The sequence below is a fragment of the Salmonella sp. SAL00653 genome, assembly GCF_046552515.1.
GTDB classification, from domain to species: domain Bacteria; phylum Pseudomonadota; class Gammaproteobacteria; order Enterobacterales; family Enterobacteriaceae; genus Salmonella; species Salmonella enterica.
On sequence record NZ_JBGDTY010000012.1, the window covers coordinates 52,625 to 66,386 of the forward strand.

Sequence of the window (13,762 nt, forward strand, 5' to 3'; positions counted from 1 at the left end):
TCGAGTAACATGATGTCAGAAAATAAATTACACGTTATCGATTTGCACAAACGCTACGGCGGTCATGAAGTGCTGAAAGGGGTATCGCTGCAGGCCCGCGCCGGAGATGTGATTAGCATCATCGGCTCGTCCGGCTCCGGTAAAAGCACTTTTTTGCGCTGTATTAACTTCCTCGAAAAACCGAGCGAAGACGCGATTATCGTGAACGGTCAGAACATTAATCTGGTGCGCGACAAAGACGGGCAGCTCAAAGTGGCGGATAAAAATCAGCTACGCTTGTTGCGTACCCGCCTGACGATGGTGTTTCAGCACTTTAACCTCTGGAGCCACATGACGGTGCTGGAAAATGTGATGGAAGCGCCGATTCAGGTACTGGGATTAAGCAAGCACGACGCGCGCGAGCGGGCGTTGAAATATCTGGCGAAGGTGGGGATTGATGAGCGCGCTCAGGGCAAATATCCCGTTCATCTCTCCGGTGGCCAACAGCAGCGCGTTTCTATTGCGCGCGCGCTGGCGATGGAACCTGACGTTTTACTGTTCGATGAACCCACTTCGGCGCTCGATCCTGAACTGGTCGGCGAAGTGTTGCGCATCATGCAACAACTGGCGGAAGAAGGCAAAACGATGGTGGTGGTCACGCATGAAATGGGCTTCGCTCGCCATGTCTCTTCGCACGTTATTTTTCTGCATCAGGGGAAAATTGAAGAAGAGGGCGATCCGGAGCAGGTGTTCGGCAATCCGCAAAGCCCGCGTTTACAGCAATTCCTGAAAGGCTCGCTGAAATAAAAGAAGCCCGGCGGCGCATCGCTCACCGGGCAGGATACGGCGCTTTGGGAACTAGCGAATCACATCCGCCAGCGCCTCTTCTAAATCATACCAGCGAAATGCGAATCCGGCGGCTTCAAGCCGTTTTGGCAGCGCCCGCTGTCCGCCCAACACCAGCACTGACGACTCTCCCATCAATAAGCGAATTGCCGTCGCCGGAATGCGAATAATCGCCGGGCGGCGCAGCGCGCGACCCAGCGCATGAGCAAAATGCTCATTATGGACGGGATACGGCGAGACCATATTGAAGGGACCGCGAAGATCGTTATCCAGCAGCCACAGGATGCCGTTGACCATATCGTCGATGTGAATCCAGGCCAGATATTGCCGACCATTACCCACCGGACCGCCGAGTCCGAGGCGAAACGGCGGAACCATTTTCCCCAAAATCCCGCCTTGCGGCGCCAGGACAACGCCGGTACGCAGCAGGCAGACGCGGGTCTGGTCGCTCTGCGCACGACAGGCAATCTGTTCCCAGCGGGCGCAAAGTTTATGCGTAAATTCGTTGTGCGGCGGTTCGTCTTCAGTGACGACAACGTCACCCAGATCGCCGTAATAGCCCGTGGCGGAGCCGGATATCAACACCGAGGGCGGCGTTGCGCTGGCATGAATTAAATCCACCAACTTTTGCGTGATAGCCCAGCGGCTTTGGCACAACCGTTCTTTTTGTTGCGACGTCCAGCGCTTGTCGGCAATCGGTTCGCCCGCCAGATTGATGATGGCATCAATCTCATTGAGGTGCTCACGTTCCGCCAGCCCTTTCCATAATGTCACTCTGGAATCGAGAATCTGACGCGCGTTATCGGGATTGCGCGTAACGACCGTCACCTGATGCCCCAGTGTTAACAGCCGGGGAATGAGATGACGCCCTATCAGGCCCGTACCGCCGGTAATCAGAATCTGCATATGACCTCCAGAGTAGGGAGGATTTCCTCTTCCCTAATGTCAGGTTTTTAATACGAATAAGGGTGCCGGACGCAGGTTTTTTCCGTGTATACACCTCTACATCATACATGATGTATGCTACCGCGTTACGCTTTCGTACTGTTACAGTGCAGTTGCGCTTGTAACAGTGCGCGCGCTGTCGCAGGACGCGTGCGAATGCGTTCAAACCAGTTATACACCGCCGGGTAGGTATCAAGATCGATTCGCTGACGCTGATGTGCGTTAACCCACGGCCAACTGGCGATATCCGCAATACTGTAGTGGTCGCCGCCCAGCCACGGGGAGGTTTCCAGGCGTTTATTCAGGACGTTGTATAAGCGTTGCGTTTCAACCTGATAGCGTTCAATTGCATAGGGGATGGCCTGCGGCGCAAAGTGGTTAAAGTGATGATTCTGGCCCAGCATCGGCCCTAACCCGCCGACCTGCCAGAACAGCCATTGCAGCGTGGTATGGCGTTCACGCAGCTCCCCGCTAAGCAGTTTGCCGCTTTTTTCCGCCAGGTAGAGAAGAATTTCACCGGATTCAAAAAGACTAAGCGGTTGACCGCCGTCTGCCGGGGCGTGATCGACGATGGCAGGAATTTTATTATTGGGAGAGATAGCCAAAAAATCAGGGCGAAACTGATTGCCCTTGCTGATATCTACTTTTAGCAAACGATACGCCAGCTCCGCCTCTTCCAGAAACAGCGTTATTTTATGCCCGTTGGGCGTAGGGGCGTAGTAAAGGTCAATCATTTTGGCTCCTGCATGTGCGTAAAGAGTCTGGGCTGAATTAAGTATAGAAAGCCTCCTGATGTGTGTGAGTTTTCATCAGGTGACAGCAGGCGAAAGACGCTATATTTTGGGAAGAAACTTAATACGCCCTCAAGAGGACATTATGAGTAAGCCTGTTATTGTGCTGTGGTCGGATGCGAACTTTTTCTCTCCCTACGTCTTGTCCGCCTGGGTGGCATTACAAGAAAAAGGGCTTTCCTTTACTCTGAAAACCCGCGATCTGGACCAGGGAGAACATCTGCAACCTGGCTGGCGGGGATATGCGCTGACGCAGCGCGTACCGGTGCTTGAGGCCGACAATTTTGAGCTGAGCGAGTCGTCCGCTATTGCGGAATACCTGGAGGAGCGTTTCGCGCCGCCGCAGTGGGAGCGTATCTACCCGCACGATTTACAAAAACGCGCCCGCGCGCGACAGATTCAGGCGTGGCTACGCAGCGATTTACTGCCGCTTCGCGAAGAACGGCCTACCGACGTGGTGTTTGCCGGGGCGAAAAAAGCGCCGTTAAGCGAGGCTGGAAAAGCCAGCGCGGCAAAACTGTTTGCGACGGCTGAAGCGCTATTGGGGCAGGGGACGCAAAATTTATTTGGTGAATGGTGCATTGCCGATACCGATCTGGCATTGATGATCAATCGTCTGGCGCTGCATGGCGATGACGTGCCGGCATCGCTGGCGGCATATGCGACATTCCAGTGGCAGCGTGCTTCCGTACAGCGTTTTATTGCGCTTTCCTCGAAGCGTTCAGGCTGAAAATCTATTCATATTCCAGTATCATAACGCCGTTTTTCACAACGAGGAGTGAGCGATGAAACTGATGTTCGCATCGGACATTCATGGTTCTTTACCCGCCACGGAACGCGTGCTTGAGCGGTTCGCGCAAAGCGGCGCGCGTTGGCTGGTGATATTAGGCGATGTCCTTAACCACGGGCCGCGAAATGCGCTGCCTGAAGGCTATGCGCCCGCCCAGGTAGCCGAACGCCTGAACGCGGTGGCGACGCAAATCATTGCCGTGCGCGGCAACTGCGATAGCGAAGTGGATCAGATGCTGCTGCATTTCCCGATCACTGCGCCGTGGCAGCAAATATTGACGCAAGAGAGGCGGCTATTTTTAACGCATGGGCACCTCTTCGGGCCGACGAATCTGCCCGCTCTGCATACTGGCGATGTGTTGGTCTATGGTCATACGCATCTGCCGGTGGCGCAACAGCAGGAAGGACTGTATCACTTTAATCCTGGGTCAGTGAGCATCCCGAAAGGCGGGTATGCGGCAAGCTACGGTATTCTGGATGATAATGTGTTGAGCGTAATCGCACTCAATGATCAAAGTATCATTGCGCAGGTTGCAATTAACTCGTAATTTACCTCACAAACGTAAATGCGCCGTAAGAGCGCCAGAAATAAGAAGGTTTCCTGATGGTGGAACAGCGTCGTTTGGCAAGTACGGAATGGGTGGATATTGTGAATGAAGACAATGAAGTCATTGCACAGTCCAGCCGGGAACAGATGCGTGCGCAACGCTTACGGCATCGTGCGACGTATATCGTCGTTCATGATGGTATGGGTAAAATTCTGGTACAGCGTCGTACCGAAACAAAAGATTTTTTGCCCGGTATGTTAGATGCTACCGCAGGCGGCGTGGTTCAGGCTGATGAGCAGCTACTGGAATCTGCCCGCCGCGAAGCGGAAGAAGAGTTGGGTATTGCAGGCGTGCCGTTTGCCGAACACGGTCTGTTTTACTTTGAAGACCAACATTGCCGGGTTTGGGGCGCGCTGTTTAGCTGCGTTTCCCACGGGCCTTTCGCGCTTCAGGAAGATGAAGTCAGCGAAGTGTGTTGGCTGACCCCGGAGGAGATCACCGCGCGCTGTGATGAATTTACGCCGGACTCGCTCAAAGCGCTGGCGCTGTGGATGACCCGCAACGCCAAAAACGAAGCCGCGCTCCAGGAGAAACCGGAAGAGACGGAATAAGCGTTTTAGCAGCTTTCCCGCATACATAAACTGGAGGCGATGGATTTTCGATCGCTCCAGTTTCCCTGATTTAACCTTTCCAACAGCGCCCGTCCGGCTTCACTGCCAATCTTACGGTGCGGTACGGCCATGGTGGTTAACGGCGGCTGGCAGACCCGGCTGACATCGCTATCGCCAAACCCGACCACCGCTAAATCGTCCGGAACTTTGATCCGCCGTCGTTGGCACTCGTATAACGCGCCGCAGGCCAGCTCATCCGATACGCATACCAGCGCGTCCAGCTCCGGCCACGCCAGTAAAAACTCCGGCAGTTGCGACGCGCCGGTAGAAAAATTGGGCGGCAAGGCGGCATTAATCACCCGGTTTGGCGACATATGGTGGCGAAGCATCGCTTTGTACCAGCCGTGCAGATGTTGCTGAAAAATCCACTGCTCCTGATTGGCGCATAGCAGCCCGATATTCTGATAACCGCGCTGAATCAGCATTTCCGTCAGCTCATACATTGCCGCAACGTTATCAATACCGATATTCATATCAATAGGATCGCTGCGAATCGCGCCCATCTCCATCACCGGGATAGAGGCATTTTTTAGCCACTGGCGCACGGTAGTGCTATGTTCGACGCTAAGCAGAATCGCTGCGGCAATGTTGGAGGCCAGCAGCGTTTCGAGCAGCTTCTCCTCTTGTTCCACGCGATGCTGCGATTCCGCCAGCATAATCTGGTAGCCTGCGGGCTGTAAAATTTGTTGCAGCCCGGCGAACATTTCAGAACACCCCGCTTCCGCAAGGTTCGGTACGACCATTGCGATGGTGTGCGAGGAGGCAGACGCCAGCGCGCTGGCGGCGAGATTAGGCATATAGCCCAGCTCATGCACTGCCGCTTCGATTTTTTCCCGGAGTTTATCAGAGACCTGTTCCGGCGTGCGTAAGGCTCGTGATACGGTCATCGTGCCTACACCGGCAAGTTGGGCTACATCGGCGATAGTCACTTTACCGGTACTGCGCCGTTTACGGGGTATCGACATACAAATTCCTGCGTCATTACAACATGTTGAGATGCTTTTTTATTGTCGTTCTTTGCTTCGCATGACTGGCAGTATACGCCTTAAATCCGCTTTTTTGCTGTGATTTCACACCATGATTTTAATTTGATAGCGCTATCACAATTCTGAGTAATAGTCGCTGGTAGCGCTATCTTTGTGATAACGATCGCAGCTAATATCGAATGGCTTGAATAAAGTTTGTTCATAATTTCATACACCGTGGGGGCGAATAACATGCTGGGAACCTGGTTATCTGACGCAACCATCACGCTACGGGAGAGCGTGGAAACGTGGTCGCAGGCGCTGGAAATTTGCGGCAAACCCCTGCTGGACGCAGGTGTTATCGCACCGGAATACATTACGGCGATTGTTCAGCAGCACCAAAAGCTTGGGCCGTATTATGTATTAGCGCCAGGGTTAGCGATGCCGCATGCGAGGCCGGAAGAGGGGGCGAAAGGGTTAGGTTTATCGTTACTGAAACTACAGCACGGCGTTTCATTTGGCGCAGACGAATTCGATCCGGTTGACATCATTATTATGCTGGCGGCGCCTGATAAGCACAGTCATATCGAAATGATATCGGCGCTGGCGGAATTATTTTCCAGTGATGTAGATATGGAAAAATTACATCAGGCAAAAAACCTGGAGGACATTAAAACGATTATTGACCGTTTTTGATTTTATTCCATTTTCTTGCGGTAAATAACATTACGCCCGTGCGTGATGCAGACCAACTCTACTTTTAAAAGGTGACAATAATGAAAATCATGGCAATTTGCGGTTCCGGCCTGGGTAGTAGTTTTATGGTAGAAATGAACATTAAAAAAGTATTAAAGAAACTCAATATTGACGCTGAAGTAGAACACTCCGATCTCTCATCGGCCACACCCGGGGCTGCCGATCTTTTTGTAATGGCCAAAGATATCGCGGCCAGCGCCAGCGTACCGGAAAGCCAACTGGTGGTGATCAATAACATCATCGACATCAACGAACTGGAAACGCAGCTGCGCGCATGGTTCGCTAAACAATAATTATTGCTGGCGAGGTGGATATGTTTATCCTTGAAACGCTGAATTTTGTTGTTGATATTTTAAAAGTACCCTCGGTGCTTGTAGGGTTAATTGCGCTTATTGGTCTGGTGGCGCAGAAAAAAGCGTTTTCCGATGTGGTAAAAGGCACGATTAAAACCATTTTAGGTTTTATTGTACTTGGCGGTGGCGCAACCGTACTAGTGGGTTCATTAAATCCGCTAGGGGGCATGTTTGAACACGCTTTTAATATTCAGGGTATTATTCCTAATAATGAAGCGATAGTCTCAATCGCGCTGGAGAAATATGGCGCGTCCACGGCGTTAATTATGGCATTTGGTATGGTGGCCAATATTGTCGTGGCGCGCTTTACGCGTCTTAAATATATCTTTTTGACCGGGCATCACACCTTTTACATGGCCTGTATGATTGGCGTAATCCTGACCGTGGCGGGGTTTGAGGGCGTAGGGCTGGTCTTCACCGGATCGCTAATCCTGGGGCTGGTGATGGCCTTCTTCCCGGCGTTGGCCCAACGTTATATGAGGCGGATTACCGGTACCGATGACATTGCGTTTGGTCACTTCGGTACCCTGGGATATGTGCTTTCCGGCTGGATAGGTAGCCTGTGTGGTAAAGGCTCCCGCTCCACGGAAGAGATGAACCTGCCGAAAAACCTCAGTTTTTTACGCGACAGTTCTATCTCGATTTCGCTGACCATGATGATTATCTATCTGATTATGGCAGTCAGCGCAGGGCGTGAGTATGTCGAAGCGACGTTTACGGCGGGCAAAACTATCCTGGTGTACGCCATCATCATGGCAATCACCTTCGCCGCCGGCGTATTCATCATTCTGCAAGGCGTCCGTCTGATTCTGGCGGAAATTGTTCCGGCCTTTACCGGCTTTTCAGAAAAACTGGTGCCAAACGCGCGTCCGGCGCTGGACTGCCCGGTGGTGTATCCCTATGCCCCTAACGCGGTACTGATTGGCTTCCTGTTCAGTTTTCTCGGTGGGCTGGTGGGGCTGTTCCTGCTTGGACAGATGAAGCTTGTGTTAATCCTGCCAGGCGTTGTGCCGCACTTCTTTACCGGCGCGACCGCAGGCGTCTTTGGCAATGCCACCGGCGGTCGCCGCGGGGCGATGATCGGCGCATTTGCTAATGGTCTATTAATCACTTTCCTGCCAGTGCTGTTACTGCCGGTTCTCGGCGCGATCGGCTTCGCCAATACCACGTTCTCGGATGCTGACTTTGGCGTAATCGGTATTTTGCTGGGCAACCTGGCGCGTTATCTGTCGCCGATGGCTATCACGGGGCTGGTGGTGGCGCTATTCGCGCTACTGGTGGCGTACAACGTGTTGGCCAAAAACAAAAAAGCGAATGCCGAAGTGCAGGAAAATAGCGGAGCGAAAGAATGAATGTAACCGAAATCACCCAACTGGCGCGCGATATTCGCGTCGCCACGCTCAAATCCTTAAACCATCTTGGCTTTGGTCACTATGGCGGCAGTATGTCGGTAGTGGAGACTCTGGCGGTTCTGTACGGCGCGGTGATGAAAATCGACCCTGCCGACCCGGACTGGCCGGAGCGCGATTACTTCGTACTGTCGAAAGGCCATGCGGGCCCCGCGTTGTACAGTACCCTGGCGATTAAAGGCTATTTCCCGCTCGAAGAGCTGAATACGCTTAACCAGAACGGCACCCGTCTTCCCAGCCATCCGGATCGGCTAAAAACGCGCGGCGTGGACGCCACGACCGGCTCACTGGGACAGGGCATCTCTATTGCGGGCGGAATGGCGTTGTCGCATAAACTGGCGCGGCGACCCAATCGGGTATTTTGCATTGTCGGCGATGGGGAGCTGAATGAAGGGCAGTGCTGGGAGGCGTTTCAGTTTATTGCCCACCACCGCCTGAATAATCTGACCGTTTTCATTGACTGGAACAAACAGCAGCTTGACGGCGAGCTGGAGGAGATTATCAATCCGTTCGATCTGGAAGGGAAATTCCGCGCGTTTGGTTTCGATGTCGTCACCGTCAAAGGCGATGATATCGCCGGACTACTGGCGGTGGTTCAGCCTGTGCCGCCCGCCGATGCCCGGCCACGGGTAGTGATCCTTGACAGCATTAAAGGGCAGGGGGTGCCATGCCTGGAGCAGTTAACGAATTCTCACCACTTACGCCTGACGGATGGCATGAAGCAGACGCTCAATGAGGCCATTCATCAACTGGAGGTCATGCATGATTAAGCTTGCGCCCGCAGGGCTTAAAGACGATATCGAAATGCGCAAAGTTTACGCCGGTTTTGTCGCCGGGCAGATTGAGGCCGGAAGCCCAATTATTGCGCTTGAGGCTGATTTAATGAGCTCAATGGCGATGGACAGCGTGGCGCGTGACTACCCGCAGCATGTCATTAACTGCGGTATTATGGAGGCGAATGTGATTGGCACTGCGGCGGGGCTGGCGCTGACCGGTCGCAAACCGTTTGTGCATACTTTTACCGCTTTTGCCAGCCGTCGCTGTTTTGATCAGCTCTTCATGGCGCTGGATTATCAGCGTAACAACGTCAAAGTGATCGCCTCCGATGCCGGAGTGACGGCGTGCCATAACGGCGGCACCCATATGTCTTTTGAAGATATGGGGATTGTTCGCGGGCTGGCGCACTCCGTAGTACTGGAGGTGACGGATGCGGTGATGTTCGCGGATATTTTACGCCAGCTAATGGATCTGGACGGTTTTTACTGGCTGCGTACCATCCGTAAGCAGGCGACGAGTATCTATGCGCCAGGCTCTACCTTTACCATTGGCAAGGGCAACGTACTGCGCGAGGGCGATGATATTACGCTTATCGCCAACGGCATTATGGTGGCGGAGGCGCTGGAGGCGGCGCGCCAACTGGAGCAGGAAGGCGTGAGCGCCGCGGTCATTGATATGTTCACCTTAAAGCCTATCGATCGCATGTTGGTGAAAAACTACGCGGAAAAAACGCGGCGTATCGTCACGTGTGAAAACCACAGCATCCATAATGGACTGGGGTCAGCGGTGGCGGAAGTGCTGGTGGAAAACTGCCCGGTGCCGATGCGTCGTGTTGGCGTCAAAGAGCGTTATGGGCAGGTAGGAACGCAGGATTTCTTACAACAAGAGTACGGACTCACTGCCGAAGCGATTGTAGAAGCCGCGAAATCACTGCTTTAATCATGGAGATATTGCCGGATGGCGCTGATGCTCATCCGGCATTTTGGATCAATGATATCCCATCATCTGCGCGCCAATGACGACCACGCTGGACATAATAAACAGTAGTCCCAGCAGCGACGCCCCCACTTTCAGCCAGTTGCGAAAATCGACCCGGCACACGCCCAGCGTGGCCATCAGCGAGGCCGATGTCGGATAGATAATATGGCTGAAGCCATCGCCAAACTGGAAGGCCAGAACAGTCACCTGACGGTTAACGCCGACCAGATCGCCGAGCGGCGCCAGTAATGGCATGGTTAACGCCGCCTGGCCCGAACCGGACGTGACAAAGAAATTAAATACCGCCTGGAAGAGCAGCATAAACCAGGCGGCGATAGCATTATTAAGCCCGCTGATGCCATGCGCGATACTGTTAAGCAACGTATTGAGCACGCTGGGTTCCCCGGCTTCGCCGTTGCCGACCAGCAGCAGAATGCCTTTGGCAAAACCCACCAGCAAGGCGGGCGCGATCATCATCCTCGCCCCTTCGGTGAATGAGGACGCCATCACGTTGACCGTCATACCGTTGAGGCGGAAGATAACGCCGATGAGGCCGATCACCACGCCCATGGTGAAAAACTGGCTGGCGATCTCCGGAATAAACCAGGCGTGGACAATCACGCCCCAGACGACCCAAATCATTACGCCGGTCAGGACCAGTAGTACCAGCCAGTCACCAAAGGTGAAAGGGCGCTGGACGACTTCATCCTGCTGTTCGCGGAAATAGCGATCGGATTCGTGGACGCGGGAAAGCAGCGGATTCTTTTTCACGCGTGAGGCGTAGACCAGCGTAAAAAACAACCCAATCAGCGTGGCGACAACCCAGACCACAATACGCAGCCCGGAACCGGAAAGTACCGGCACGCCGGCAATCCCCTGGGCGACGACTACGCAGAAAGGGTTCATCCACGAACTGGCAAAGCCAATTTGGGTGGCGATATAGGTCACCAGGACGGTGGTAATGCTGTCATAGCCCAGCCTGACCATCAGCGGGGCTATGATAATTGCAAAGGCGACCGCCTCTTCGCCCATGCCAAATACGGCGCCCCCTAACGAAAAGAGAACAAATAGCACCGGAATAAACAGGACTTCGTTGCCCCGCGTGTGGCGAATAAGCGCCAGAATGCCGTTATCCACGGTGCCGGTACGCATCACGATGCCGAATGCGCCGCCAATCACCAACATAAACATAATGATGCCGACGGCAGTGCCGAACTTCGATCCGGATGTTAACCCTTCAAACGGAAAATTCATCAGCCCTGGTCTTTCATCGCCAGTAGTGAAAAATTGTACGCGATGATACTGCGCTTCCCCGGCCTCATTGGTCACAATGCGAAAAGAGTGCGGGTCGACGACCTTGCGGGTTTTTGTCTGACCATCGACCTGATACTGCACTTCCTGGCTATCAAACATCCCAACGGGGACGACCCAGGTGGCGATACTGGTTAAAATGGCGACAAAAAAGATGATGACCAGCGTATCGGGCATTGTCCATTTTCTGGCTGTTTTTGATTCTGTAACGACAGACATGACAGACTATCCCTGTTGCAAAGCAAAGAGGCTAAGTATGAGAAGAAGGGAATAGTTATTCATTGATGCAGCGCAGTTAAGCAAAAAATTCCGCTTTGCAGGGTAAATAGCAGAATGCCGGATGGCGATGCTAACGCGTCTTATCCGGCCTACAACGGTATTTCACCTGTAGGCCGGACAAGGCGTTCACGCCGCCATCCGGCATTAGCTTTTACTGTTACTGCTGCTGTTGAGAAGCCTGGATTGCCGTCAGGGCGATGGTGTAGACGATATCGTCAACCAGCGCGCCACGGGACAGGTCGTTCACCGGCTTGCGCATACCCTGCAGCATCGGCCCGATGGAGATCAGGTCGGCAGAGCGCTGTACCGCTTTGTAGGTGGTGTTACCGGTGTTCAGATCCGGGAAAATGAACACGGTAGCGCGACCCGCAACCGGTGAGTTCGGCGCTTTGGATTTCGCTACGTCAGCCATGACCGCGGCGTCGTACTGCAACGGACCGTCGATCATCAGGTCAGGACGTTTTTCCTGCGCCAGACGCGTCGCTTCACGTACTTTCTCTACGTCGCTGCCCGCGCCAGAGGTGCCGGTGGAGTAGGAGAGCATTGCCACACGCGGTTCGATGCCGAAGGCAATGGCGGAATCCGCAGACTGAATCGCGATTTCTGCCAGCTGCTCTGCGGTCGGGTCTGGGTTGATTGCGCAGTCGCCGTAAACGTAAACCTGTTCCGGCAGTAGCATAAAGAACACAGAAGAGACCAGGGAGCTACCCGGCGCCGTTTTAATAAGCTGCAGCGGCGGACGGATGGTGTTGGCGGTGGTATGAACCGCGCCGGAAACCAGGCCGTCGACTTCGTCTTGCTCCAGCATCAGCGTGCCGAGCACCACGTTGTCTTCCAGCTGTTCGCGGGCAACCGGTTCGGTCATGCCTTTGCTCTTACGCAGCTCAACCAGGCGAGCGACATAGCTTTCACGCACCACTTCCGGATCGACGATTTCAATACCTGCGCCCAGCTCAACGCCCTGAGATGCCGCGACGCGGTTGATTTCATCCGGGTTGCCCAGCAGTACGCAAGTGGCGATGCCGCGTTCAGCGCAGATTGCCGCCGCTTTGACGGTACGCGGTTCGTCGCCTTCCGGCAGCACTACGCGTTTACCGGCTTTACGCGCCAGCTCGGTCAGTTGGTAGCGGAACGCCGGCGGAGAGAGACGACGGCTACGCTCGGAAGTGGCGGTCAGCGACTCGATCCACTCAGCGTTAACGTAGTTCGCGACGTATTCCTGAACTTTCTCGATGCGCTCATGGTCATCAACCGGGACTTCCAGATTGAAGCTTTGCAGGCTCAGCGAAGTCTGCCAGGTGTTGGTGTTCACCATAAAGACCGGCAGACCGGTGGCGAATGCGCGTTCGCACAGTTTAGAAATGCGTGCGTCCATTTCATAGCCGCCGGTCAGCAACAGGGCGCCGATTTCTACGCCGTTCATCGCGGCCAGGCAAGCTGCGACCAGTACGTCCGGACGGTCAGCGGAGGTCACTAACAACGATCCTGCGCGGAAATGTTCCAGCATATGCGGAATACTACGCGCGCAGAACGTAACGGATTTAACGCGGCGGGTTTTGATATCGCCTTCGTTAATGATGGTGGCGTTCAGGTGACGCGCCATATCGATAGCGCGGGTCGCAATCAGGTCGAAGCTCCACGGCACCGCGCCCAGAACCGGCAGCGGGCTGGATTCCTGCAGTTTAGCAGGATCGATTTTGATCACCTGCGCTTTGGAAGAGTCGTCAAAGATCTCCGACAGATCCGGGCGAGTACGGCCTTGTTCATCAACCGGCGCATTCAGTTTGTTGATGATAACGCCGGTGATGTTGGTGTTTTTCGCGCCGCCGAAGCTGCTGCGCGTCAGTTCGATACGCTCGTTCAGCTGTTCTGGCGTGTCGGTACCCTGAGACATGACAAAAACGATTTCCGCATTCAGCGTTTTCGCGATTTCATAGTTCAGAGACTGAGCGAACTGATGTTTACGGGTCGGAACCAGACCTTCAACCAGCACCACTTCCGCGTCTTTGGTATTCGCATGGTAGTTCGCGATGATCTCTTCCATCAGCACGTCTTTCTGGTTGCTGGAAAGCAGAGATTCAACGTGGCTCATCTTCAGCGGTTCAGCCGCCGGCAGGGTAGAGTTCGCGCGAACGATAGTGGTGGTCTGGTCAGGCGCATCGCCGCCAGCGCGAGGCTGGGCGATAGGCTTAAAGACGCTCAGACGAACGCCTTTGCGTTCCATAGCACGGATGACGCCGAGGCTGACGCTGGTCAGGCCGACGCTGGTTCCGGTAGGGATCAGCATAATAATACGGGACACGGTTTATCCTCTTTCGTTACCGTCTTTTGGGGACGGGTTACAAAACAGCACCGCCAGCGAGGC

General features: G+C 54.1%; 14 protein-coding genes. 9 read left to right on the forward strand and 5 right to left on the reverse strand.

Going from position 1 to position 13,762, the window contains the following annotated elements; translation table 11 throughout:
* Positions 1-12: 12 nt before the first annotated feature.
* On the forward strand, positions 13-786 hold the full coding sequence (hisP, locus tag ACLJRU_RS14755) for a histidine ABC transporter ATP-binding protein HisP (RefSeq protein WP_023235742.1): 774 nt from the start codon (positions 13-15) through the stop codon (positions 784-786).
* A gap of 51 nt (positions 787-837) precedes the next feature.
* On the opposite strand, the gene ACLJRU_RS14760 is transcribed toward hisP, so the two are convergent.
* A complete protein-coding gene (locus ACLJRU_RS14760) occupies positions 838-1,731 on the reverse strand; it encodes a TIGR01777 family oxidoreductase (RefSeq protein ID WP_001166274.1) in 894 nt (297 codons plus the stop codon).
* 125 nt (positions 1,732-1,856) lie between these two features.
* The gene (gene yfcG / locus ACLJRU_RS14765; RefSeq protein WP_000566563.1) at positions 1,857-2,504 is read right to left on the reverse strand and encodes a GSH-dependent disulfide bond oxidoreductase; all 648 of its coding nucleotides are present in this window, start codon (positions 2,502-2,504) and stop codon (positions 1,857-1,859) included.
* A 142-nt stretch (positions 2,505-2,646) separates the two neighbouring features.
* Here yfcG and yfcF point away from each other — a divergent pair, with 142 nt between their 5' ends.
* From yfcF to yfcD, 3 genes are read left to right on the forward strand one after another with little or no spacing between them, the layout of a single operon-like run.
* Complete coding sequence (gene yfcF, locus ACLJRU_RS14770; protein WP_000043010.1) at positions 2,647-3,291, forward strand: glutathione transferase; 645 nt, start codon at positions 2,647-2,649, stop codon at positions 3,289-3,291.
* 55 nt (positions 3,292-3,346) lie between these two features.
* Positions 3,347-3,898: a phosphodiesterase gene (yfcE, locus tag ACLJRU_RS14775; RefSeq protein ID WP_000772458.1), complete on the forward strand. Its 552-nt coding sequence runs from the start codon at positions 3,347-3,349 to the stop codon at positions 3,896-3,898.
* Between the two features lie 56 nt (positions 3,899-3,954).
* Positions 3,955-4,509: an NUDIX hydrolase YfcD gene (gene yfcD, locus ACLJRU_RS14780; RefSeq protein ID WP_000230215.1), complete on the forward strand. Its 555-nt coding sequence runs from the start codon at positions 3,955-3,957 to the stop codon at positions 4,507-4,509.
* A 5-nt stretch (positions 4,510-4,514) separates the two neighbouring features.
* On the opposite strand, the gene ACLJRU_RS14785 is transcribed toward yfcD, so the two are convergent.
* Positions 4,515-5,534 (reverse strand): LacI family DNA-binding transcriptional regulator, encoded by a 1,020-nt coding sequence (locus ACLJRU_RS14785; protein ID WP_000026949.1) that lies wholly within the window; start codon positions 5,532-5,534, stop codon positions 4,515-4,517.
* A gap of 252 nt (positions 5,535-5,786) precedes the next feature.
* Here ACLJRU_RS14785 and ACLJRU_RS14790 point away from each other — a divergent pair, with 252 nt between their 5' ends.
* The 5 genes from ACLJRU_RS14790 (at position 5,787) to ACLJRU_RS14810 (ending at position 9,768) form a co-directional block, all read left to right on the forward strand.
* Positions 5,787-6,230 (forward strand): PTS sugar transporter subunit IIA, encoded by a 444-nt coding sequence (locus ACLJRU_RS14790; protein WP_000901821.1) that lies wholly within the window; start codon positions 5,787-5,789, stop codon positions 6,228-6,230.
* Between the two features lie 80 nt (positions 6,231-6,310).
* Complete coding sequence (locus ACLJRU_RS14795; protein ID WP_000699818.1) at positions 6,311-6,583, forward strand: PTS sugar transporter subunit IIB; 273 nt, start codon at positions 6,311-6,313, stop codon at positions 6,581-6,583.
* Positions 6,584-6,603: 20 nt separating this feature from the next.
* Positions 6,604-7,995: a PTS ascorbate transporter subunit IIC gene (locus tag ACLJRU_RS14800; RefSeq protein ID WP_023235100.1), complete on the forward strand. Its 1,392-nt coding sequence runs from the start codon at positions 6,604-6,606 to the stop codon at positions 7,993-7,995.
* Positions 7,992-8,822, forward strand: coding sequence for a transketolase (locus ACLJRU_RS14805; protein WP_001103257.1), 831 nt, complete (start codon positions 7,992-7,994; stop codon positions 8,820-8,822). The genes ACLJRU_RS14800 and ACLJRU_RS14805 overlap by 4 nt, the downstream gene beginning before the upstream one ends.
* The gene (locus tag ACLJRU_RS14810) at positions 8,815-9,768 is read left to right on the forward strand and encodes a transketolase family protein (RefSeq protein WP_000593035.1); all 954 of its coding nucleotides are present in this window, start codon (positions 8,815-8,817) and stop codon (positions 9,766-9,768) included. The genes ACLJRU_RS14805 and ACLJRU_RS14810 overlap by 8 nt, the downstream gene beginning before the upstream one ends.
* Positions 9,769-9,816: 48 nt before the next feature.
* Here the strand turns inward: ACLJRU_RS14810 and yfcC are convergent, their stop codons facing one another.
* On the reverse strand, positions 9,817-11,337 hold the full coding sequence (yfcC, locus tag ACLJRU_RS14815; RefSeq protein WP_031606617.1) for a putative basic amino acid antiporter YfcC: 1,521 nt from the start codon (positions 11,335-11,337) through the stop codon (positions 9,817-9,819).
* A gap of 217 nt (positions 11,338-11,554) precedes the next feature.
* Positions 11,555-13,699, reverse strand: coding sequence for a phosphate acetyltransferase (gene pta / locus ACLJRU_RS14820; protein WP_000086692.1), 2,145 nt, complete (start codon positions 13,697-13,699; stop codon positions 11,555-11,557).
* Between the last annotated feature and the right edge of the window lie 63 nt (positions 13,700-13,762).

What these genes read in the sequence shown, in the direction of transcription:
- yfcF (WP_000043010.1), top strand. Translation starts at nt 2,647, where the DNA reads ATGAGTAAGCCTGTTATTGTGCTGTGGTCGGATGCGAACTTTTTCTCT.
- yfcD (WP_000230215.1), top strand. Translation starts at nt 3,955, where the DNA reads ATGGTGGAACAGCGTCGTTTGGCAAGTACGGAATGGGTGGATATTGTG.
- yfcG (WP_000566563.1), bottom strand. Translation starts at nt 2,504, where the DNA reads ATGATTGACCTTTACTACGCCCCTACGCCCAACGGGCATAAAATAACG.
- ACLJRU_RS14760 (WP_001166274.1), bottom strand. Translation starts at nt 1,731, where the DNA reads ATGCAGATTCTGATTACCGGCGGTACGGGCCTGATAGGGCGTCATCTC.
- ACLJRU_RS14785 (WP_000026949.1), bottom strand. Translation starts at nt 5,534, where the DNA reads ATGTCGATACCCCGTAAACGGCGCAGTACCGGTAAAGTGACTATCGCC.
- ACLJRU_RS14810 (WP_000593035.1), top strand. Translation starts at nt 8,815, where the DNA reads ATGATTAAGCTTGCGCCCGCAGGGCTTAAAGACGATATCGAAATGCGC.
- yfcC (WP_031606617.1), bottom strand. Translation starts at nt 11,337, where the DNA reads ATGTCTGTCGTTACAGAATCAAAAACAGCCAGAAAATGGACAATGCCC.
- ACLJRU_RS14795 (WP_000699818.1), top strand. Translation starts at nt 6,311, where the DNA reads ATGAAAATCATGGCAATTTGCGGTTCCGGCCTGGGTAGTAGTTTTATG.
- hisP (WP_023235742.1), top strand. Translation starts at nt 13, where the DNA reads ATGTCAGAAAATAAATTACACGTTATCGATTTGCACAAACGCTACGGC.
- ACLJRU_RS14790 (WP_000901821.1), top strand. Translation starts at nt 5,787, where the DNA reads ATGCTGGGAACCTGGTTATCTGACGCAACCATCACGCTACGGGAGAGC.
- ACLJRU_RS14805 (WP_001103257.1), top strand. Translation starts at nt 7,992, where the DNA reads ATGAATGTAACCGAAATCACCCAACTGGCGCGCGATATTCGCGTCGCC.
- yfcE (WP_000772458.1), top strand. Translation starts at nt 3,347, where the DNA reads ATGAAACTGATGTTCGCATCGGACATTCATGGTTCTTTACCCGCCACG.
- ACLJRU_RS14800 (WP_023235100.1), top strand. Translation starts at nt 6,604, where the DNA reads ATGTTTATCCTTGAAACGCTGAATTTTGTTGTTGATATTTTAAAAGTA.